The sequence below is a fragment of the Burkholderia sp. BKH01 genome (genome assembly GCF_025685725.1).
Classification (GTDB): domain Bacteria; phylum Pseudomonadota; class Gammaproteobacteria; order Burkholderiales; family Burkholderiaceae; genus Burkholderia; species Burkholderia pyrrocinia_C.
The window spans coordinates 213,666-234,904 of sequence record NZ_JAOTQT010000009.1; the positions used below are offsets into that span (position 1 = coordinate 213,666).

Annotated in this window: 22 protein-coding genes; 11 read left to right on the forward strand and 11 right to left on the reverse strand. The window is 66.9% G+C overall.

The window, feature by feature from the left end; genetic code table 11:
* Nucleotides 1-4 precede the first annotated feature (4 nt).
* Nucleotides 5-913 (reverse strand): LysR family transcriptional regulator, encoded by a 909-nt coding sequence (locus OEJ37_RS16575; RefSeq protein WP_263344868.1) that lies wholly within the window; start codon nucleotides 911-913, stop codon nucleotides 5-7.
* A gap of 139 nt (nucleotides 914-1,052) precedes the next feature.
* Between OEJ37_RS16575 and OEJ37_RS16580 the strand changes: the two genes are divergently transcribed.
* The 3 genes from OEJ37_RS16580 to OEJ37_RS16590 are packed head-to-tail and all read left to right on the forward strand — an operon-like array spanning nucleotide 1,053 to nucleotide 3,390.
* On the forward strand, nucleotides 1,053-1,610 hold the full coding sequence (locus OEJ37_RS16580; RefSeq protein WP_263344869.1) for an ester cyclase: 558 nt from the start codon (nucleotides 1,053-1,055) through the stop codon (nucleotides 1,608-1,610).
* A gap of 11 nt (nucleotides 1,611-1,621) precedes the next feature.
* The gene (locus OEJ37_RS16585; protein ID WP_263344870.1) at nucleotides 1,622-2,638 is read left to right on the forward strand and encodes a polysaccharide deacetylase family protein; all 1,017 of its coding nucleotides are present in this window, start codon (nucleotides 1,622-1,624) and stop codon (nucleotides 2,636-2,638) included.
* A 35-nt stretch (nucleotides 2,639-2,673) separates the two neighbouring features.
* On the forward strand, nucleotides 2,674-3,390 hold the full coding sequence (locus OEJ37_RS16590; RefSeq protein WP_263344871.1) for an SDR family oxidoreductase: 717 nt from the start codon (nucleotides 2,674-2,676) through the stop codon (nucleotides 3,388-3,390).
* 142 nt (nucleotides 3,391-3,532) lie between these two features.
* Here the strand turns inward: OEJ37_RS16590 and OEJ37_RS16595 are convergent, their stop codons facing one another.
* Together OEJ37_RS16595 and OEJ37_RS16600 are read right to left on the reverse strand one after the other, a co-directional pair.
* Nucleotides 3,533-4,174: a CoA transferase subunit B gene (locus OEJ37_RS16595; RefSeq protein WP_047900502.1), complete on the reverse strand. Its 642-nt coding sequence runs from the start codon at nucleotides 4,172-4,174 to the stop codon at nucleotides 3,533-3,535.
* 1 nt (nucleotide 4,175) lies between these two features.
* Nucleotides 4,176-4,880 (reverse strand): CoA transferase subunit A, encoded by a 705-nt coding sequence (locus tag OEJ37_RS16600; protein WP_111017248.1) that lies wholly within the window; start codon nucleotides 4,878-4,880, stop codon nucleotides 4,176-4,178.
* A 223-nt stretch (nucleotides 4,881-5,103) separates the two neighbouring features.
* Between OEJ37_RS16600 and OEJ37_RS16605 the strand changes: the two genes are divergently transcribed.
* Entirely contained in the window at nucleotides 5,104-5,649 is a 546-nt protein-coding gene (locus OEJ37_RS16605) for a LuxR C-terminal-related transcriptional regulator (RefSeq protein ID WP_072444303.1), read from the forward strand.
* Between the two features lie 116 nt (nucleotides 5,650-5,765).
* Here the strand turns inward: OEJ37_RS16605 and OEJ37_RS16610 are convergent, their stop codons facing one another.
* Together OEJ37_RS16610 and OEJ37_RS16615 are read right to left on the reverse strand one after the other, a co-directional pair.
* Entirely contained in the window at nucleotides 5,766-6,206 is a 441-nt protein-coding gene (locus OEJ37_RS16610; protein ID WP_175919839.1) for an acyl-CoA thioesterase, read from the reverse strand.
* 32 nt (nucleotides 6,207-6,238) lie between these two features.
* Nucleotides 6,239-7,021: an SDR family oxidoreductase gene (locus OEJ37_RS16615; RefSeq protein WP_124454775.1), complete on the reverse strand. Its 783-nt coding sequence runs from the start codon at nucleotides 7,019-7,021 to the stop codon at nucleotides 6,239-6,241.
* 179 nt (nucleotides 7,022-7,200) lie between these two features.
* Here OEJ37_RS16615 and OEJ37_RS16620 point away from each other — a divergent pair, with 179 nt between their 5' ends.
* Nucleotides 7,201-8,874 (forward strand): electron transfer flavoprotein-ubiquinone oxidoreductase, encoded by a 1,674-nt coding sequence (locus OEJ37_RS16620; RefSeq protein WP_263344873.1) that lies wholly within the window; start codon nucleotides 7,201-7,203, stop codon nucleotides 8,872-8,874.
* Nucleotides 8,875-9,027: 153 nt separating this feature from the next.
* Here OEJ37_RS16620 and aroC read toward each other — a convergent pair whose 3' ends face one another.
* The 3 genes from aroC to OEJ37_RS16635 all read right to left on the reverse strand — a co-directional run bounded on the left by aroC (nucleotide 9,028) and on the right by OEJ37_RS16635 (nucleotide 12,906).
* Nucleotides 9,028-10,128, reverse strand: a complete 1,101-nt coding sequence (aroC, locus tag OEJ37_RS16625; RefSeq protein WP_174420461.1) for a chorismate synthase — start codon at nucleotides 10,126-10,128, stop codon at nucleotides 9,028-9,030.
* A gap of 245 nt (nucleotides 10,129-10,373) precedes the next feature.
* The gene (locus OEJ37_RS16630) at nucleotides 10,374-12,308 is read right to left on the reverse strand and encodes an MFS transporter (RefSeq protein WP_175918730.1); all 1,935 of its coding nucleotides are present in this window, start codon (nucleotides 12,306-12,308) and stop codon (nucleotides 10,374-10,376) included.
* 142 nt (nucleotides 12,309-12,450) lie between these two features.
* Complete coding sequence (locus OEJ37_RS16635; RefSeq protein ID WP_006488504.1) at nucleotides 12,451-12,906, reverse strand: CBS domain-containing protein; 456 nt, start codon at nucleotides 12,904-12,906, stop codon at nucleotides 12,451-12,453.
* Between the two features lie 157 nt (nucleotides 12,907-13,063).
* On the opposite strand from OEJ37_RS16635, the gene OEJ37_RS16640 reads away from it, so the two are divergent.
* Nucleotides 13,064-13,381 (forward strand): Mpo1-like protein, encoded by a 318-nt coding sequence (locus tag OEJ37_RS16640; RefSeq protein ID WP_174420463.1) that lies wholly within the window; start codon nucleotides 13,064-13,066, stop codon nucleotides 13,379-13,381.
* A gap of 16 nt (nucleotides 13,382-13,397) precedes the next feature.
* On the opposite strand, the gene OEJ37_RS16645 is transcribed toward OEJ37_RS16640, so the two are convergent.
* The gene (locus OEJ37_RS16645) at nucleotides 13,398-14,726 is read right to left on the reverse strand and encodes a YihY family inner membrane protein (protein ID WP_263344877.1); all 1,329 of its coding nucleotides are present in this window, start codon (nucleotides 14,724-14,726) and stop codon (nucleotides 13,398-13,400) included.
* A 141-nt stretch (nucleotides 14,727-14,867) separates the two neighbouring features.
* Between OEJ37_RS16645 and wrbA the strand changes: the two genes are divergently transcribed.
* Genes wrbA through OEJ37_RS16665 form a run of 4 tightly spaced genes read left to right on the forward strand, consistent with a single transcriptional unit; the run spans nucleotide 14,868 to nucleotide 18,173 of the window.
* The gene (gene wrbA, locus OEJ37_RS16650; RefSeq protein WP_174420465.1) at nucleotides 14,868-15,488 is read left to right on the forward strand and encodes an NAD(P)H:quinone oxidoreductase; all 621 of its coding nucleotides are present in this window, start codon (nucleotides 14,868-14,870) and stop codon (nucleotides 15,486-15,488) included.
* Entirely contained in the window at nucleotides 15,485-15,877 is a 393-nt protein-coding gene (locus OEJ37_RS16655; protein ID WP_174420466.1) for a DUF2069 domain-containing protein, read from the forward strand. Before wrbA ends, OEJ37_RS16655 begins: the two co-directional genes overlap by 4 nt.
* An 18-nt stretch (nucleotides 15,878-15,895) precedes the next feature.
* Nucleotides 15,896-17,317: an FAD-binding oxidoreductase gene (locus tag OEJ37_RS16660; RefSeq protein WP_263344879.1), complete on the forward strand. Its 1,422-nt coding sequence runs from the start codon at nucleotides 15,896-15,898 to the stop codon at nucleotides 17,315-17,317.
* 25 nt (nucleotides 17,318-17,342) lie between these two features.
* On the forward strand, nucleotides 17,343-18,173 hold the full coding sequence (locus OEJ37_RS16665; RefSeq protein WP_175918732.1) for a metallophosphoesterase: 831 nt from the start codon (nucleotides 17,343-17,345) through the stop codon (nucleotides 18,171-18,173).
* 77 nt (nucleotides 18,174-18,250) lie between these two features.
* On the opposite strand, the gene OEJ37_RS16670 is transcribed toward OEJ37_RS16665, so the two are convergent.
* Together OEJ37_RS16670 and OEJ37_RS16675 are read right to left on the reverse strand one after the other, a co-directional pair.
* Nucleotides 18,251-18,409 carry a hypothetical protein gene (locus tag OEJ37_RS16670; protein ID WP_174420469.1) on the reverse strand — a complete coding sequence of 53 codons (159 nt, stop codon included), beginning with the start codon at nucleotides 18,407-18,409 and terminating at the stop codon, nucleotides 18,251-18,253.
* 116 nt (nucleotides 18,410-18,525) lie between these two features.
* Nucleotides 18,526-19,467, reverse strand: a complete 942-nt coding sequence (locus tag OEJ37_RS16675) for a LysR family transcriptional regulator (RefSeq protein ID WP_175946749.1) — start codon at nucleotides 19,465-19,467, stop codon at nucleotides 18,526-18,528.
* 157 nt (nucleotides 19,468-19,624) lie between these two features.
* Here OEJ37_RS16675 and OEJ37_RS16680 point away from each other — a divergent pair.
* Nucleotides 19,625-21,239 (forward strand): efflux transporter outer membrane subunit (locus tag OEJ37_RS16680; RefSeq protein WP_263344883.1); only part of this gene is annotated, 1,615 nt, incomplete at its 3' end.

The following is a 21,239-nucleotide window of genomic DNA, read 5'->3' on the forward strand; positions in this document are numbered from 1 at the left end:
ATCGTCAGCTCGCGTCCCAGCGCCACGACGCCTGCAGGTGCTCGCGCACGAAATCGACGAACGTCCGCACGCGCAACGCGAGATGCCGCCCGCCCGGATAGACCGCATGCAGCGGCGCCGCCGGCGCCGCATATGCAGGCAGCACCCGCACGAGCCGGCCCGCCTCGAGATCGGGCGCGACGTCCCAAATCGACTTCAACGCAATGCCCGCGCCGTCGAGCGCAAGCATGCGCGCCGCGCCTCCGTCGTTGGTCAGCAGCGCCGCCGCGACCTCGACCGCGATCGGACCGTCCACGCCATCGAACCGCCATTCGGCCTGCGGCTGCTCGCCCATCACGATGCAGCGGTGCGCATGCAGCTCGCCGGGATGCACCGGCATGCCGCATTCGGCCACGTATGCCGGCGACGCGCACAGCACGCGGCGGTTCGGCGCCAGTTCACGCGCGATCATCGACGAATCGGCGAGACTGCCGATCCGCACCGCGACATCGATCTCGTGCGCGAGCAGATCGACGACCGTGTCGGTCAGAATCAATTGCACGCACACCTGCGGATGCCGGCGCAGGAACTCGGCGACGAGCGGCGCGATCCGCAGGCGCCCGATCTCGCCCGGCGCGGTCACGCGCAGCAGGCCGCTCACCGTGCCGCGGCGATCCTGCATCAGCGTTTCCGTCAGGTCGACTTCGGCGAGGATGCGCAGCACCTGTGCATGGAACAGCGCGCCCTCGTCGGTCAGCGTCTGCCGGCGAGTCGTCCGGTGCAGCAGCCGCACCCCGAGCCGAGCCTCCAGATGCGCAAGCCGTTTGCTGATTACCGACAGCGACAAGTCCTGCTCCCGCGCCGCCGCCGACAGGCTGCCCGCCGCGACGACGATCGAGAAGGTTTCCAGCGCCGGCAGGTCGTCGATCAGCATTCGAGCATCCTCGATCCGCCACCCTTTCCTTTTTTCGAATAATCCATTCGCTTTCCCTTGGTATTTGTATCGAATTCGGAAACCTACCATGACGTCACCGCGCCATCCAGGCGCACCATCATGAAAAAGGGAGAATCCGATGTCTGCGTTGCAACCATTCCTGCGCCGCTCGATTGCCGGCACGCTCGCGGCGACGTTTGCCGCAGTCGCGCTACCGCCCGTCACCGCCAATGCGGCCGATCTCGCGACCCCGTTGCACCTGACGGTCGCGGCCGGACTGCCCCCCGCTCAGGCGCGCGACCAGATCCTTGCGGCGCGCCGCTACGCCACGTTCTGGGACACGGGAGACGAGGCGCTTGCGCGCGCGGCCCTCGCTGCCGACTTCATGGATCGCACGCTGCCGGTCGGACGGGCCCAGGGTGTGCCGGGGCCGCTCGCAGCATCGCGAACGATGCGCGCGGCGATTCCCGACCTGCATTGCGAGATCGAGCAGATGATCGTCGCCGGCGATCGCGTCGTCGTCCACCTGCGGTTTCGCGGACATTTCACCGAGGTCTTTGGCAACACGACCGGCCACGGACAGGCGGTCGATTTCGTCGCGACCGACATCTACCGGATCGCGGCCGGCCGGATCGCCGAGAACTGGCACATCGAAGACAACCTGACGCTGATGCGCCAACTCGGCGTCGCAAACTGAGGGCCCAGCCGATGACGAACTTCGATCCTCCGACGCGCGCGGCCCGCCGCGCATTCCTCGCACAGGCCGGTGCCGGCGCCGGGCTGGCCGCCGCCGGCGCGGTACTCGGCAGCGCGGCGCGGCACGCAAACGCCGGAACGGCCGGGCCGCCCGCTGCGCCGACCGCCGCGGGCGGCACGTTCTGGCCGGACGACATCCGCCTCGTGATCTCGATCTCGATGCAATTCGAGGCCGGCGGCCAACCGCCCAAGGGCGCGGACAGCCCGTTTCCGGGCGTCGCGTTCCCCCCTTCCGTGCCGGCAGACCTCGCGTCGGGCACCTGGTTCGCGTACGGCTATCGCGAAGGCATCCCGCGCATGCTCGATCTGTGGGACCGGCATGGCGTGAAAGTCACGTCGCACATGATCGGCGAAGCCGTCCTGCACCGCCCCGATCTCGCGCGGGAGATCGTCGCGCGCGGCCACGAGGCGTCGGCGCACGGCCCACGCTGGCGCTCGCAGTTCGCGATGAGCCGCGACGACGAGCGCCGCTTCCTGATCGAAGCGCGCGACATGGTCGAGACGGCGACCGGCACGAGACCGATCGGCTACAACTGCAACTGGTTGCGGCGCGGGCCGAACACGCTGTCGCTGTTGCAGGAACTCGGCTACACCTATCACATCGACGACGTCAGCCGCGACGAGCCGTTCATCGAGACCGTGAACGGGCACGATTTCGCCGTCGTCCCGTACACGCTGCGCAACAACGACATCCTGCTGATCGAAGGCCGCAATTACTCGCCGACGATGTTCCTGGAGCAGATCAAGCTCGATTTCGACCAACTCTACGCGGAGGCCGGGCAGCGACGCCGCATGATGTCGATCAGCGCGCACGACCGCATCAGCGGCACGCCGCAGATGGTCCGTGCGTGGGACGAATTCCTGCGCTACGCGCGATCGCATCCGGGCGTCGCGTTCATGCGCAAGGACGAGATCGCGCGTTACGCGCTCGGCAACGCGGCGACGCTGCGCGAAACCGAGACGATCTGACCGGATTTCTTTCTTATCAACGGGAACGGACCATCATGAACGATTCATTCAATGGCAACGCGGTGCTCGTGGTCGGCGGGAGCTCCGGGATCGGCGCGGCCGCCGCGCAGGCATTCGCGCAACGCGGCGCACGCGTGACGATCGCATCGCGCGACGCACGCAAGGGCGAGGCGGTCGCGGCCGCGATCGGCCGCGGCACGCGCTTCGCACCGCTCGATATCACGCGAACCGACGAAGTCGATGCATTCTGCGCACGCGCCGACCGGTTCGACCACGTCGTGATTTCCGCCGCACAGACCGCAACAGGCCCGGTCCGTTCGCTCGCATTCGACGCCGCGCAGGCCGCGATGGACAGCAAGTTCTGGGGCGCGTATCGCATCGCGCGGGCAATCGACATCGTCCCGGGCGGCTCGCTGACGTTCGTGTCGGGTTTTCTCGGCGTGCGACCGAGTACATCATCGGTACTGCAGGGCGCGATCAATGCGGCACTCGATGCACTGGCCCGCGGCCTGGCACTCGAACTGGCCCCCGTACGCGTCAACACGGTGTCGCCCGGCCTGATCGCCACGCCACTGTGGGACAAGCTCGCGACTGACGCGCGCGACGCCATGTTCGCCGGCGCCGCGCAGCGGTTGCCGGCGCGCCGCGTGGGTCGTCCCGAGGATGTCGCGAACGCGATCGTCTATCTGGCGGCGACGCCGTATTCGACCGGTTCGACCGTGCTCGTCGACGGCGGCGGCGCAATCGCGTAGTACGTCGAAAAAAGTCTGCGACACGGGCGCGACCGCCATGGAAACGCGCATTCGCGCGCGCCAAAAGACGGCGCCCCGCATGCATCGAAGCATGCGGGGCGCCGTAGCCGCGCAATAGCGCGCGGAGCCAACCTCCGTCGGCTTACGCGACCGCGCTCACGTCGAGCGGCGCGCCCGTCTTCGCCTGGATCTCGTCGGCGCTCACGCCGTCGGCGAGCTCGAGGACCTTCAGGCCGGCCGGCGTCACTTCGATCACGCCGAGATCGGTGATGATCAGATCGACCACGCCGACACCCGTCAGCGGCAGGTTGCATTCGTCGAGAATCTTGTGCTGGTCGCCCTTCGCGACGTGCTCCATCAGCACGACGACGCGCTTCACGCCGGCGACGAGGTCCATCGCGCCGCCCATCCCCTTGATCATCTTGCCGGGGATCATCCAGTTCGCGAGGTCGCCCTGCTTGCTGACCTGCATCGCACCGAGGATCGCGAGGTTGATGTGGCCGCCGCGGATCATTGCGAACGAGTCGGCCGACGAGAAGATCGACGAGCCCGGCAGCGTCGTGACGGTCTGCTTGCCGGCGTTGATGAGATCGGCGTCGACCTCGTCTTCGGTCGGCGACGGGCCGATGCCGAGCAGGCCGTTCTCCGACTGCAGCCACACCTCGACGCCTTCCGGCACGTGGTTCGCGACGAGCGTCGGCAGGCCGATGCCGAGGTTCACGTAGAAGCCGTCCTGCAGTTCCTTCGCCGCGCGCGCGGCCATCTGGTCACGATTCCAGGCCATGTCAGTCTCCTTTCGCGCGTACGACGCGTTGTTCGATGCGTTTTTCGGGCGTCGCGTTCAGCACGATGCGCTGCACGAAAATCCCCGGCGTATGGACCTGGTCCGGATCGAGTGCGCCGTTCTCGACGATCTCCTCGACTTCCACCACGGTGATCTTGCCGGCCATCGCGCACATCGGGTTGAAGTTGCGCGCGGTGCGGCGATAGATCAGGTTGCCGGACTTGTCGGCCTTCCAGGCCTTCACGAGCGCGACGTCGGCCGTCAGCGACGGCTCGAGCACGTAGTGGCGATCGCCGAACTGGCGCGTTTCCTTGCCTTCCGCAATCACGGTGCCGTAGCCGGTATTCGTGAAGAACGCGGGGATGCCCGCGCCGCCCGCGCGCAGCTTTTCGGCGAGCGTGCCTTGCGGCGTGAATTCGAGCTCGAGTTCGCCGGCCAGGTACTGGCGCTCGAACTCCTTGTTCTCGCCGACATACGACGAGATCATCTTCTTGATCTGGCGCGTTTCCAGCAGCAGGCCGAGACCGAAGCCGTCGACACCCGCGTTGTTGCTGATGCAGGTGATGCCCTTGACGCCCGAATCGCGCAACGCGCCGATCAGCGCCTCGGGAATCCCGCACAGGCCGAAGCCGCCCACCGCGAAGGTCTGTCCGTCGCGGACGATCCCTTCCAGCGCGGCAGCCGCGCTTGGATAGACTTTGTTCATCTGTTGTCCCTTCCTTTATGGAAACCAGCGAAACCGGTTCACGCGCCCACGTGGGCGGCAAGCCCGCCGCATCATTCTATGCATGCGCGGCGATGCCTGCGTCGAGGCGCGCTGTTTTTATGTCGCGGCGAACTGCCACGAGATGCCTGAAAGGGTACGATGCGGCGCGGATGCGGCACAATACGCAAAAATACATAAGCGTTTGCCTCCGCTTGCCTGCGCCATGCCCGCTCTCGATTACCAGACTGCCTTCCACCTCGCGCCGCTCGGCCTCGTGATGTCGCGCGACCGCGTAATCGAGGACTGCAACGACGCGCTCGCGTCGATCTTCCGCTGCGCGCGGGCCGACCTGATTGGGAAATCATACGAGGTGCTCTACCCGTCGACGGACGAATTCCAGCGAATCGGCGAGCGCATCTCGCGCGTGATGGCCGCGAACGGCATCTACTCGGATGACAGAATCATGAAACGGGCCGACGGCGAGCTGTTCTGGTGCCACGTGACGGGCCGCGCGCTCGACCGCACCGCGCCGCTCGCGGCCGGCGTCTGGACCTTCGAGGATTTGAGCGCGACGCGCCGCGTCGCGGTCGAACTGACTCCGCGCGAGCGCGAGATCGCCGCGCAACTCGCGACCGGCAAGACCAGCAAGCAGATCGGGCGCGTGCTCGACATCAGCTCGCGCACGGTCGACATCTACCGCGCACGGCTGATGCGCAAGTACGGGACGAACAACACGCCGGAACTGCTGCAGCGCCTGCTCGGGCAATGAACGAGCAGTGAATGGCGGCGCCCGGACGACAATCGGCCGCACAAGGCGGCCGATTCGGGTAACAAGGGGCGTGGCGACTCACCGGCGCGCCGGCGCCGGCCTCGCCATATCGGCGCTCAGCCGATTTTCGTCGCGAGCGCGCGCTCGATCGTGTCGCGCAGCAGTTGCGGCAGCGGCACCGACTTGCCGAGCGCATAGTCGACCCACACGCAGCGCGCGTTGCCGCGCGCATAGACGTGCTGCGGATCGTCCGCACGCATGAGTTCGAAACCGGTGTCGAAGCTGCTTCTGCCGGGTTTCGCGGCCGACATCTTCGCGATCACGTCGCCCGGATAATGCAGTTGCTTGAGAAATTCCATCGACGCCGTGACGATGACGGGCCCCTGCCCCTCGCCGTTGCCGCCGGCGATGCCGAGTTCCTCGAACCACGAGATCCGCGCCTGCTCCATGTAGCGGAAATAGACCGTGTTGTTCACGTGACCGAACGCGTCCATGTCGCCCCAGCGGATCGGCATCGACATCTGAAAAACGGGTGAGTAATCGCTTGTTGCGCTCATTGCAGTCTTCTTTGTTGCTGAATGTCATCCGCTCAGGCGAGGCCGAAGCCGTCGTCGGCGGAGATGATCGAGCCGTTGATGAACTGCGACTCGTCGGCCGCGAGCAGCAACAACAGCCCGTCGAGATCCTGCGGCTTGCCGACGCGCTTGCGCGGCAGCATCGACTGCAGTTTCTGGCCCTGCTCGGTTTCCCACAGGTAATGATTGATTTCGGTATCGATGTAACCCGGACAGATCGCGTTGACATTGATCCCGTGGCGCCCCCATTCGAGCGCCATCGCGCGCGTCATCTGCACGACCGCGGCCTTGCTCATCGCGTACAGCCCGATCTGCGGAAACACGCGCAGCCCGGCCACCGACGCGATGTTGATGATTCGGCACGGCGGCTTGCCGTTACCGCTGCCGTTCGCGCGCATGATCATCCGCTTCGCGACTTCCTGCGCGACAAAAAATGCGCCGCGCGTGTTGGTATCGAACACGAACTCGAAATCGGCCGGCGTCACGTCGACGAGCTTCTGCATCGTCGACACGCCGGAATTGTTCACGAGGATGTCGATCGTGCCGGCTTCCGTCTCCGCGTGCGCGACCGCCGCCTTGATGCTCTGGACGTCGGTGACGTCGAGCGACACGACGTGCGCGGCACCGCCCGCCGCCTCGATCTCCGCGCGCAGCTCCTTCAGGCGCTCGACGCGGCGGCTCGCGAGCACGACCTTCGCGCCGGCCTGCGACAGAACCTGCGCAAAACGCTGCCCGAGGCCGCTCGACGCGCCCGTGACCAGCGCAACCTTGCCTTCCAGATTGATCGATCGACCCATTTGCACATCCCCTTTCGATGTCATTTCGCCAGCCCGGGCAACACGGCCCGAGCGGCATAACCCTAGCACAAAAAATAGAACGATCGTGCTAATCTAGACGCATGCTGTTGCGGCAAGCGTTTCGTTTCGCAGACAATACGCTCCCGAATAAAAGCATTCTAACGGTTAGAGGAACGCCAATGACCCCCGCAAGCCTCATCGAGCAATACGGCCCGCGCGAATCGATGGAATACGACGTCGTGATCGTCGGCGGCGGCCCCGCCGGGCTGTCGGCGGCGATCCGGCTCAAGCAGCTGGCCGCCGAGAAAGGCACCGAGATCGGCGTGTGCGTGCTCGAGAAGGGTTCCGAGATCGGCGCGCACATCCTGTCGGGCGCAGTGATGGACCCGCGCGCGATCACCGAACTGTTTCCCGACTGGAAGGAACAGGGCGCGCCGCTCACCGTCGAGGTGACGGAAGACCGCTTCCTGTTCCTGTCCGAGAAGAGCGCGGTGACGACGCCGAACTGGGCGCTGCCCGAGAACTTCAAGAACCACGGCAACTACGTGATCTCTCTGGGCAACGTCACGCGCTGGCTTGGGGCACAGGCGGAAGCGCTGGGCGTCGAGATCTTCCCGGGCTTCCCGGCTGCCGAGATCCTGTACAACGACGACGGCTCCGTGAAAGGTGTCGCGACCGGCAACATGGGCGTGGGCAAGGACGGCGAGCCGACCGAGAACTTCCAGCTCGGCATGGAGCTGCACGCGAAGTACACGCTGTTCGCCGAAGGCTGCCGCGGCCACCTTGGCCGCCAGCTGATCTCGAAGTTCAAGCTCGACGCGAACGCCGATCCGCAGGCGTACGGGATCGGCATCAAGGAACTGTGGGAAATCGATCCCGCGAAGCACAAGCCGGGCCTCGTGATCCACACGGCCGGCTGGCCGCTGAAGTCGGATACCTACGGCGGCTCGTTCCTGTATCACATGGACAACAACCAGGTCGTGGTCGGCTTCGTGGTCGGCCTCGGCTACACGAACCCGTACCTGTCGCCGTTCGAGGAATTCCAGCGCTACAAGACGCACCCGTCGATCCGCGCGTTCCTCGAAGGCGGCAAGCGCGTGTCGTACGGCGCGCGCGCGATCACCGCGGGCGGGCTGCTGTCGCTGCCGAAGACGGTGTTCCCGGGCGGCGCGCTGATCGGCGACGACGCGGGTTTCCTGAACGCATCGCGGATCAAGGGCAGCCACGCGGCGATCAAGACCGGCATGCTGGCGGCGGACGCCGCGTTCGACGCGCTGCAGGCCGGCCGTCAAGGCGACGAGCTCAACGCATACCCGGACGCCTTCAAGCAGTCGTGGCTGTACACGGAGCTGTACCGCGCGCGCAACTTCAAGCAGTGGATGGCCAAGGGGCTGTACCTGGGCACGCTGATGGTCGGGCTCGAGCAGAAGGTGATGGGCGGCAACGTGCCGTGGACGCTGCACCACCAGCACGCGGACCACGAGACGCTGAAGCCGGCGTCGCAGTGCGAGCCGATCGAGTATCCGAAGCCGGACGGCAAGCTGACGTTCGACCGGCTGTCGTCGGTGTTCATCTCGAACACGAACCACGAGGAGAACCAGCCGGCGCACCTGACGCTGAAGGATGCGAACGTGCCGGTGAACGTGAACCTGCGTACGTACGCGGGGCCGGAGGCGCGCTTCTGCCCGGCGGCCGTGTACGAGTTCATGAAGAACGACGACGGCAGCGATCGCCTGGTGATCAACGCGCAGAACTGCGTGCACTGCAAGACCTGCGACATCAAGGACCCGACGCAGAACATCGTGTGGGTCACGCCCGAAGGCGGCGGCGGGCCGAATTACCCGAACATGTAAGCTGCCGGAACGCGCCGCCACGAGCGGCGCGTTTTATGGGCCATGGCAAACTGCTGCAAACGAAACGGGGCGCTGCATCACGCAGCGCCCCGTTTCGTTTGCATTCATTGCTCGACGGTCGAGACGATGCGCACCGCGCACCGCCCGCTTGCGTCAGGTCGCGCTGCCCGCGATCTTCGGCGTCGTCGTCTCGACGTCACCGCACTGCGCGCGATGGCGCAGCGCATGGTCGATCAGCACCAGTGCGAGCATCGACTCGGCGATCGGCGTCGCGCGGATGCCGACGCACGGATCGTGGCGGCCGAAGGTTTCCACCGTGGCCTCCTCGCCAGCCTTCGTGATCGAACGGCGCGGCGTGCGAATGCTCGAGGTCGGCTTGATCGCGATCGACACGGTGATGTCCTGCCCCGTCGAGATCCCGCCGAGCACGCCGCCCGCATGGTTGCCGATGAAACCGCCCGGCGTCAGTTCGTCGCCGTGCACCGAGCCGCGTTGCGCGACGCTGTCGAAGCCCGCGCCGATCTCGACGCCCTTCACCGCGTTGATGCTCATCATCGCCTTCGCGATATCCGCATCGAGGCGGTCGAACACGGGCTCGCCCCAGCCGACCGGCACGCCCGACGCGACGACGTCGATGCGCGCGCCAATCGAGTCGCCATCCTTGCGCAGCGCATCCATGTAGGCCTCAAGTTCCGGAACGACCGCCGCGTTCGGCGAGAAGAACGGATTCTCGTGCACGTACGACCAGTCGACGAACGGCACGTCGATCTCGCCGAGGCTGCTCATGTAGCCGCGCACCTCGACGCCGAAGCGCTCGCGCAGCCACTTCTTCGCGACCGCACCCGCGCCGACGATCGGCGCAGTCAGGCGAGCGGACGAACGGCCGCCGCCGCGATAGTCGCGGATGCCGTATTTCTGCCAGTACGTGTAATCGGCATGGCCGGGACGGAACGTCTCGACGATGTTGCCGTAGTCCTTGCTGCGCTGGTCGGTGTTGCGGATCAGCAGCGCGATCGGCGTGCCGGTCGTCACGCCTTCGAACACGCCCGACAGGATCTCGACCTCGTCGGCTTCCTGCCGTTGCGTCACGTGTCGCGACGTGCCGGGCTTGCGGCGATCGAGCTCGACCTGGATGTCGGCTTCGGTCAGCCCCATCCCCGGCGGGCAGCCGTCGATCACGCAGCCGATCGCGGGACCGTGCGATTCGCCGAAGGTCGTGACAGTGAAAAGCGTGCCGAGAGTATTGCCGGACATGATGGAACCGCCCAATGAGAAATGGGCAAACCGATGCGCTGCCCAAGCCGCAGGCAGGTCGATCGTTTGCCGGTCGAGAAAAAGAGGTAAACCGCTATTATGCCAGCCGTCCCGGGCCCGCGGGCCGCATGAAACGCCGGCCGGGCGCACGGTAAGGGCATACGCGGCCCGGCCGGTGCGGCCGGAAGCCCGTTCCGGCCGACTTGCAGCCGAATCCCTGCCCGCGCGATGCCGGCGCGCGCCGCCTACTTCCGCGCGCCGCGCAGCTCGGTCACCGCGGCCTGCAGCGACTCGGGCGTCGCAACCGACGCCGGGATCGGCTCGCCGACCGCCAGCGTCAGCCGGCTCATCACGCCGCGCTTGATGGGCCGCGGCATCCGCGCATCGGAATGCCGTGAGAAATAGCTGCCCCAAAGCCCGCGCAGCGCCATCGGAATCACCGGCGCCGGCGTGCGGCTCAGAATTTCGGTGATGCCGTGGTGGAACGTATTGATGTCGCCCGTCTTCGTCAGCTTGCCCTCGGGGAAGATACACACGAGTTCGCCGTCCTTCAGCGCGGCCTCGCACGCGTCGTACGCGCGCGCGAGCATCCCGGGATCCTCGTGGCGCGGCGCGATCGGGATCGCCTTCGCATGCCGGAACACCCAGCTCGCGAAGCGCGTCTTGAAGATCCGGTGATCCATCACGAAACGGATCGGGCGCGGACTCGCGGCGGCCAGCACGAGCGCATCGACGTAGCTGACGTGGTTGCACACGAGCACGGCCGCCCCCTCCGCCGGGATCCGCTCCGCGTGCACGAGGCGAATCCGGTAGAAGGTATGCACGAGCACCCACGCGACGAAGCGCAGCAGGAACTCGGGCACGAGCAGGTAGATATACGCCGCGACGACGACGTTCAGCAGTGCGGTGACGAGGAACAGGCCCGGGATGTCGACACCGGCCTTGGTCAGCCCCATCGCCATCACGGCCGACAGGATCATGAACAGCGCGTTCAGGATGTTGTTCGCGGCGATGATCCGCGCGCGGTGCGTCGGCGCGCTGCGGCTCTGGATCAATGCGTACAGCGGCACGCTGTAGAAGCCGCCGAACATCGCGAGCAGGAACAGGTCGGCGAGGATGCGCCAGTGGCGCGCGCCGGCCAGGAATTCGCCGACCGACAGCAAGTGGCCGGGCGACGGCAGCGCGTGGCTCGCGAAATACAGTTCGATCGCGAACACGCTGATGCCGATCGAGCCGAGCGGCACGAGACCGATCTCGACGCGCCGCTGCGACAGCCGTTCGCACAGCAGCGAACCGAGGCCGATGCCGATCGAGAACGTCGCGAGCAGGATCGTGACGACGTCGGGGCTCGCGGACAGCACGTCCTTCGCGAAATTGAAGAACGACGTGAGGAACGTCGCGCCGACGAACCACAACCACGAGATGCCGAGCAGGCTCAGGAACACGGTACGGTTCTGCCGCGCGAGCCCGAGGTTGCGCCAGGTCTCGCTGAACGGATTCCAGTTGATCACGAGATCGGGCTGCGGCGCCGGCGTGGACGGCACGCGCTGCGAGACGAGCCGCCCCGCGAGCGCGATGACGACGACACTCACCGCGAGTACGCGCTCGCCGCTGCCTTCGATTCCCGCGGCCGCGCCGCCGATGATCGTGCCGATCAGGATCGCGATGAACGTGCCCATCTCGACAAGGCCGTTGCCGCCGACCAGTTCGTGCTCGCCGAGATGCTGCGGCAGGTACGAATACTTGACGGGCCCGAACAGCGTCGAGTGCATTCCCATCATGAACGTGCACAGATACAGCAGCGTCGCGCTGTGCGTGACGAAGCCGGCCGCGCCGACCAGCATCAACACGATCTCGAAGGTCTTCACGAAGCGCGTGAGGGTCGCCTTGTCATACTTGTCGGCGATCTGGCCGGACGTCGCCGAGAACAGCACGAACGGCAGGATGAAGATCGCGGAAATCAGGAATGCGGCCGTTTTCGCGTCGACGCCGGAGAACCGCGCGGTGTGATAGGTGACGAGCGACGTGAAGCCGATCTTGAAGACATTGTCGTTCAGCGCACCGAGGAACTGGGTCGTGAAGAACGGTGCGAAACGGCGTTCGCGCAGCAGGTCGAACTGCGATGCGTGGGCGCGCCGTTCGTCGCGCCGCCCCGGAGTGGCTTGCGTTTGATCGCTCATGCGGAATACGCGCGCGTCGTCTTGGCGAAGCTGCGCGGGCCTTGTCGTGTTGTCGTTGAAAAAACGGCGGCGCAGGACAAACCTGCGCCGCCGCATGCCGGATGGCGACGCCCGCGCATCAGGGCGCAGGGCGCGGCGCGGTTCACGGCTTGTGCGCTTCGGCTTCCGATTCCGGCCAGTCGCGGATGTATGCCTTCAGCATCCGGTTCTCGAAGCTCTGCGCCTCGACGACCGTCTTCGCGACGTCGTAGAACGAAATGACGCCCATCAGCACCTTCTTGTCGAGCACGGGCATGTAGCGCGCGTGGCGCTCGAGCATCATCCGGCGCACTTCGTTGACGTCCGTTTCCGGCGTGCACGTGAGCGGCTCGTCCATCACCTTGCGCACCTGCACGTCGCCGATCGCGCCGCCGTTGACGTGCAGGCGCAGGATGATCTCGCGGAACGTCAGCATCCCGACGAGATCGCCGTACTCCATCACGACGAGCGAACCGATGTCGTGCTCGGCCATCGTATCGACCGCTTCGCGCAGCGGTTTATCGGGCGTCACCGTAAACAGCGTGTTGCCCTTCACTTTCAGAATATCGCTGACGCGCATCGTAGTCCCCTCATGCTTGAATGCAAATCCTCTTTCGATCCTATCGGAAAGCCTGTCAAAAGGAAAGCGCGGGCCGGCGCGGCGGGCCGCCCCCGCTTGCGGACACCGGCCGCCGGCCGCACAATGGCCCCATGAACAGCGGCCCGAGGAGACGGCCATGGCGCATACGCATTCGGAGCAATTCGCCAGCTTCGCTGATTTCTACCCGTATTACCTGAACGAACACCGGAACCTGACGTCGCGGCGGCTGCACTTCATCGGCTCGCTCGGCGTGATCGGCTGCGTCGCGATGGCGATCGCGACAGGGAGCTGGCTGTGGCTGCCGGCGGCTGTCGTCTGCGGCTACGGGTTCGCGTGGGTCGGACACTTCTTCTTCGAGAAGAACCGCCCGGCCACGTTCCGGCACCCGATCTACAGCCTGATGGGCGACTGGGTGATGTTCAAGGACATTTGCATCGGCAAGATTTCGCTGTAGCCGCCGGGTGCGGCATTCAAGCGGGCCGCGGCGGCCGCGCGTGCGGGTCGGACACGCCGTCCGGCGTCGGCCCGGAGATGCCCGCCGGCTGCGCGCCCGCGAGCCGATGCGCGGCGATCAGCGACGCGAGCGACACGTCGAACCGGTCGCTCGACAGCACCGCGAGCAGCGCCGCGCCTTCGACATGGCTGCGGCGCCGCTGCAACTGGTAGGTCAGCTCCGTGCGGTCGATCACCAGCACGTCGAACAGTTGCGCCAGGGTCAACTGCTCCGGGTTTGCCAGCAGGACGTAGCGCGGCGCGGCGTCACCGCTGTCCAGTCGCGCGACCCATTCGCGTTCCTCCATGGTCGTCAGCAGCCGTTGCGCGGTTTCCATGTCGCAGCGCAGCATGGCCGCAAGCCGCAGCGCCGCGTACCCGGGCTTGCCGGCCGCGCGCGCCTCGGCAAGCCGCGCGAGCAGTTCGAGCGCATCGAGCAGGTCGCTGCCCGGATAGTGGATGCGATGGAACTGGCCGACGCGGATCGCCGGCAGCGCGGAGGTCACCATCGCACCGAGCAGCGCGACGAACCAGCTGAGATACACCCACAGCAGAAACACCGGCAGCGCCGCGAACGCGCCGTACACGGCCGTATAGGTCGGAATGCGCCGCACGTAGTAGCCGAAGCCGCGTTTCGCGAGCTCGAACGCGACGGCCGCGAACAGCCCGCCGATCACCGCGTCGCGCCATGCGACCGTGCAGTTCGGCAGGTACACGTACAGCAGCGTGAACGCGAGCACCGTCAGCGGCAGCGACGCAAGCGCGAGCAACCACTCGACGATCGACGTGGACGGACCCGCACCGGTGAACGCGAGCGACTGTGTGAACAGGTACGACGAGATCGACAGGCTCACGCCGAACAGCAGCGGGCCGAGCGTGATCAGCGCCCAGTACGCGAGCACGCGCTGCGCGAACGGCCGCGGCTTGCGCACCCGCCAGATCAGGTTGAAGGCCGATTCGATCGTCATCATCGTCATCACCGACGTGACGACGAGCACGATCAGGCCGGCCGTCGTCAGCCCCTTGGCCTTCGACGCGAACTGGTTCAGGTACTTGAAGATCTGGACGTTGAACTGCGCGGGCATCAGGTGATCCGCGAGGAACCCCTGCAGCGAGATCTGGAACGACGCGAACATCGGGAACGCGGTAAACAACGCGAACGCGACCGTCACGAGCGGCACGAGCGCCAGCATCGTCGTAAACGTCAGACTGCCCGCCACTTGCGGGATGCGATCCTCGGCACTGCGCCGGGCCGCGAACTGCGCGAGGCGCTTGAGGGTGTCGAGATCGACGCTCAACTTCGGCAAACGGCTTCTCCTTCCTGATGCGGTGCGCCTCACGGCGCGCCGCCGCGCTGCGCGACGGCTTCAGCCCCTATAATAGCCGCTCGATCCAGCAGGGGCCGACTGCACCGGGCACGCGCGCGGCCGCACGCGGCTCCGTAGCCCATGAAAGACATTCTCGTCCTCTACTACAGCCGTCACGGCGCCACGCGCGATCTCGCGCTCGCGATTGCGAACGGCATCGACAGCGTGCCGGGCATGCAGGCGCGCATCCGCACCGTGCCGCCCGTGTCGACCGTCTGCGAAGCCAGCGCCCCCGACATCCCCGCCGACGGTCCGCCCTATGCGGAACTGCGCGACCTCGAGGAATGCGCGGGCCTCGCGCTCGGCTCGCCGACCCGCTTCGGCAACATGGCCGCCTCGCTCAAGTATTTCCTCGACGGCACGACACCGCAATGGCTGTCGGGCGCGCTGACCGGCAAACCGGCGAGCGTGTTCACGTCGACGGGCAGCCTGCACGGCGGCCAGGAATCGACGTTGCTGTCGATGATGCTGCCGCTGCTGCATCACGGGATGATGATCGTCGGGATTCCGTACACCGAATCCGCGCTCAGCACGACGCGTACCGGCGGCACGCCGTACGGCGCGTCGCACGTGTCGCAGCACGATCGCGCCGAGCCCAGCGGGCTGTCGGCGGACGAAAAGGCGCTCGCGGCCGCGCTCGGCGTGCGGCTCGCTCGCGCGGCGGCCGCCCTCTCCAACGCCCAGGCCGCCGAAACCGCATGAACGCGCCCGCCCGCCCCGCCGTCGCCGCCCGGCCGCGCTACGCGCTGACCGCCGTCGCATGCCTCGTCGCGCTGATCGCGCTGTCGCTCGCGTGGGAGCTGTGGCTCGCGCCGCTGCGCCCGGGCGGCTCCGCGCTGATGCTGAAGGCCGTGCCGCTCGCGCTCGCACTGCCCGGCGTCTGGCGGCGTAACATCTATACGATGCAATGGGCGAGCATGCTGATTCTCGTCTATTTCGCCGAAGGCATCGTGCGCGGCATGTCCGATCGCGGGTTGTCCGCGACGCTCGGCTGGTGCGAGACCGCGCTTGCCGTCGGCTTCTTCGTGGCGGCGCTGGCGTACGTCGCGCCGTTCAAGCGCGCGGCGAAAAAATCGCGCGCCGCGTCCTGACCCTTACGCGACAAGGTGATGATGTCTTCCGAAGCTTTCGTTTCCGCGTGCCGCGACGCGATCGGCGCCGACCACGTGCTGACCGATTCGCACGATACCGAACCGTTCCTGACCGACTGGCGCCGCCGTTACAAGGGTGCCGCGTGCGCGGTGCTGAAACCCGCGAACACGGCCGAAGTCGCCGCGCTCGTCAAGCTGGCCAACGCGCACGGCATCTCGCTCGTGCCGCAAGGCGGCAACACGGGCCTCGCCGGCGGCGCGACGCCCGACTCAAGCGGCAGCCAGGCCGTCCTGAGCGTCGCACGCCTGAACCGCGTGCGCGCGCTCGATCCGCACAACAACACGATCACCGTCGAAGCCGGCGTGATCCTCGCCGACATACAGGCGCGCGCCCGCGAAGGCGGCCGGCTGTTCGCGCTGAGCCTCGCGGCGGAAGGCAGCTGCACGATCGGCGGCAACCTGTCGACCAATGCGGGCGGCACCGCGGTGCTGCGCTACGGCAACGCGCGCGAGCTGTGCCTCGGGCTCGAGGTCGTGACGCCGCAGGGCGAGATCTGGGACGGCCTGCGCGGGCTGCGCAAGGACAACACCGGCTACGACCTGCGCGACCTGTTCATCGGCGCGGAAGGCACGCTCGGGATCATTACCGCTGCCGTGATGAAGCTGCATCCGCTGCCGGCCGCGCAGGTCACGGCGCTCGCCGCGCTCGAATCGCCGCACGCGGCGCTCGATTTTCTCGCGCTCGCGCAGCGCGCAGCCGGGCCGCTGCTGACCGGCTTCGAGTTGATGTCGGATTTCTGCATGCAGCTCGTCGGCAAGCACTACCCGCAACTGCGCTACCCGTTCGCGCAGACGCATTCGCAGACGGTGCTGCTCGAACTGTCCGACAACGAAAGCGAAGCGCATGCGCGCGCGCTGTTCGAGAAACTGATGGAAGAAGCGTTCGAGGCCGGGCTCGTGGTCGACGCGGTGGTCGCGGAGAATCTCGCGCAGTCGCGCGCGTTCTGGGACCTGCGCGAGCACATCCCGCTCGCGCAGGCCGACGAGGGGCTCAACATCAAGCACGACATCGCGGTGCCGATCTCGTCGGTCGCGCGGTTCATCGACGAAACCGACGCGGCGATCCAGCAGGCCGCGCCGGGCGCGCGGATGGTCACGTTCGGCCACCTCGGCGACGGCAACCTCCACTACAACGTGCAGATGCCCGAAGGCGGCGATCCGAATGCGTTCCTCGCCGCGTTCCAGGCGCCGATCAACCGGATCGTCTACGACAACGTGCACCGCCACCACGGCACGATCAGCGCGGAACACGGCATCGGCCAGTTGAAGATCGACGATGCGCAGCGCTACAAGTCGCCGGTCGAAACGACGCTGATGCGCACGCTGAAGACCGCGCTCGACCCGCGCGGCCTGATGAATCCCGGCAAGGTCCTGCGCTGAAGCCGCCCTCTCAGGAGCGAAGCCCGTGAAAATCCGCGTACTGTCCGACCTGCATCTCGAATGCAACCAGCCCGACGTGATCGCGCATGCCGACGCGGATCTCGTCGTGCTCGCCGGCGACATCCACAATCACGCGGAAGGCCTGCGCTGGGCCGCCGAGACATTCGACCCGGCAGTGCCGGTGGTCTACGTGCCGGGCAACCACGAGTACTACGACGGGGAATTCGGCGCGCTGGAGACGGCGATGCGCGACGCTGCACATGCGCTCGACAACGTGCATTACCTGAACAACGGCGTCTACGTCGATCCCGAACAGCGCTTCCGTGTGCTCGGCACGACGCTCTGGGCCGATTTCTCGCTGTTCGGCAGCGACGAAGCCAGCATCGCCACCTCAATCGAAGCCGCGCTGCGTGTGATGCTCGATTTCAAGGGATTGATCCAGGTGACCTGGCCGCACGACGCGGTGCTGCATGCGGCACCCGGCGCGGCGGAACGGGATTTCTCGCCGGCCGACGCGATCGCGCTGCATCGGCAAGGCCGCGCGTGGCTGGAAACGCAGCTCGCGGTGCCATTCGCGGGGCGGACGATCGTCGTCACCCATCATGCGCCGCACCGGCGCTCGCTGGCGGAACGCTACGCGGAAGATCTCGCATCGGCGGGGTTCGTCACGGATATGGCGGAACTCGTGCGGCCGCCGGTGGATTTGTGGATCCACGGCCACACGCATACGTCATTCGACTATGTTGCGAACGGCGGCACGCGCGTGGTGTGCAATCCGCGCGGCTACATCCGCCGGCGCACCGGCGAACTGGAAAATACCGCGTTCGCGTGGGACAAGGTCGTCGAGCTCGGTTGACCACCGGCCCGCCCGGCCGCGTTGCGCGGCCTTCTCCGACCCGGGCTGTATGGGCTGTACGGGCTGATATGGCCCGATCAGCGGTCGCGGCGGCGCGATCCGTGCTGTGCCACGCGCACCGGCACCGGCTTCAACCGCGCCTTCGCCTTCATCGCACGCAGCAGGTCACGGGTCGCCGCGGCGGCAGCGGCCGCGCCAAGCAGGACTCCAAGGCCGATCATCAGGTGCGTATCCATTGCTACTCCGGGTGACGTATATCGATTACTTTAACAGTATCAAACTGTCTGACACGCGTTCGTAAAAAAATGTTGCGTGAAGGACAAATCTCGTCAGATTGCGATCAACCGCGCTGTCATGTCGCACGCGTGTACAGCTCGAGCGCGGCTTCGTCGGCAGCAAGCGTGGCCGGCAGTTCGTCGCGCAGGAAATCGACCCAGGTACGGATTTTCGCGTCGAGGTACTGACGCGACGGATACAGCGCGTAGATGTTCATCACGTGCGACCGGTATTCGGGCATCACGCGCACGATGTGTCCGCTGCGCAGCCAGCCGATCGCCGAATAGAGCGGCAGCCCGCCGATCCCCATCCCCTCCCGCACGGCTACCGCGAGCGCCTCGGCGACGTTCACGCGGAACGGCGGCGCCGAGATCGGAACGACCTCTTCGCCGTTCGGCCCCGCCAGCGCCCATTCGTCATAGTGAAAGCCCGGCGCGACCATTCCGAGGCACACGTGCTGCGCGAGATCCGCCGGCCGCTGCGGCACGCCATGCGCCTCGACATAGCCGGGCGACGCGCACACGACGCTGTAGCTCTCGCCGAGCCGCTGCGACACGAGCCCCGAATCGGGCAGGTCGCGGCCGACGACGATCGCGACGTCGTAACCCTCGTCGAGCAGGTCGGGCATGCGCTGCGCGAGCGTCAGCTCGACATGCACGTCCGGATAGCGCTCGCGATAGCGTGCGATGGCCGGCACCAGGTAGTGCTGGCCGAGGCTCGTGAAGCAATGGACCTTCAGCTTGCCCGACGGGCGCGCGTGCGCATCGCCGGCCTCGGCTTCGGCCTGGTCGACGTACGCAAGGATCTGCTCGCAGCGCTGCAGGTATCGCTCACCGGCTTCGGTCAGCGCGATCCGCCGCGTCGTGCGATTCAAGAGGCGCGTGCGCAGGTGCGCCTCGAGATCAGAGACCGCGCGCGACGCATAGGCGGTGGTCGAACTCATCTGCTGGGCGGCCGCGGTAAAGCTCCCCGCGTCGACCACGCGGACGAATACCCGCATGTTTTGTAACGTATCCATCCGTTTACCCATTTGAATCCGGAGGGATTGTTGCACAGGGGCGAACAAATATTGTCTCAGGATTCGTAAAAATGACTTGCACCGTTGTCCGTTTATTCAGGAATCACTGAAAAATATAATCGCATCCGACTCATCTATATCCGAAAGGGAGAAAATCGTGCAGTCTCCGGCGACAAAAGGGACGCTCGCACTGGCGGTTCTTGCAGTCTCATTAATAATGGCCGGATGCGCGAGCATGGGCGACAACAAGCCGCAGTCGGCCCGCATCGAAGCGAACGCGCTCGACGCCGGCGCCGCGATCCGCGCGGCCGACCGTGACGCGGGCTGGCCCGCGGCCGACTGGTGGCGCGCCTACCGCGATCCGCAGCTCGACACGTGGATCGCCGCCGCGCAGGCCGGCAACCCGACGCTCGCGGCCGCCGAGGCACGCGTGCGCGAAGCGCAGGCGATGGCGCGCGTCGCCCGCTCGGCCGAACTGCCGCAGATCAACGGCAACCTGTCGCTGATGCGCGAGCACTGGCCCGACAACGTGTTCTACGGCCCGGGCCCGCTCGCGAACGCCGATACCTGGAACAACACCGGCACGCTCGGCCTGTCGTATCACCTCGACCTGTGGGGCAAGGACAAGAACGCGACCGAGCGCGCGCTCGACACCGCGCATGCGACCGCCGCCGACGCGCGCGCGGCGAAGCTCGAACTCGAAGTCAACGTCGTGCGCGCGTACGTCGGCATGTCGATGAACTATGCGCTGCTCGACCTCGCGCACGAAACGTTCGAACGCCAGCGCTCGCTCGCCGATCTCGCGCGCAAGCGGTTGCAGGCCGGCCTCGGCACGCAGCTCGAAGTGAGCCAGGCGGAATCGACGCTGCCCGACTACGAGCGCCAGATCGACAGCTATGAAGAAGCGATCCAGCTCGCGCGCCACCAGCTCGCCGCACTGGCCGGCAAGGGCCCGGGCGCCGGCGACGCGATCAAGCGGCCGCAGCTTTCGCTCGACGCGCCGGCCGGCCTGCCGTCGGCGATGCCGGCCGACCTGCTCGGCCGCCGCCCCGATGTGGTCGCGGCGCGCTGGACGGTCGACGCGCAGGCGCGCGGCATCGATGTCGCGAAGGCCTCGTTCTACCCGAACATCGACCTGCTCGCGACGGTCGGCGGCTTCGGCGTGACCGCGCCATTCACCGACTTCCTGCGCGCGATGAACGGCGGCTGGACGGCCGGCCCCGCGCTGTCGCTGCCGATCTTCGAAGGCGGCCGGCTGCGCGCGCAGCTCGGCGCGGCGAATGCCGGCTACGACCAGGCGGTCGAGCGCTACAACCAGACGATCGTCGGCGCGCTCAAGGACATCGCCGACCAGGTCGTGCGGATCCGCTCGCTCGATACGCAAAAGAAGGACGCCGCGCGCTCGGTGGCTGCCAACGATCGCAGCTACCAGTTGTCGCGCGAGGGCTTCCGCCGCGGGCTCACCGATTACGTGAACGTGCTGATCGCGCAACAGCAGTTGCTGCGCGCGCAGGAGACGGCGGCCCGCATCGACGCGGAACGCCTTGCCGCGCACGCGCAGCTGATGGCCGCGCTCGGCGGCGGCGTCGAGACGGGCGAAGATGTTCGGGGCGGCCATCCGCCGGACGACCAACCCGCCGCTGGCGCCAACCCGTCGAGCGCGAAGCCCGTGGCGGCCGTTGCCCGCCCCGCGCAGGTCGCCGCTGCCGGCTCGTCTGGCTCGTCTGGCTCGTCTGGCTCGTCTGGCTCGTCTGGCTCGTCTGGCTCGTCTG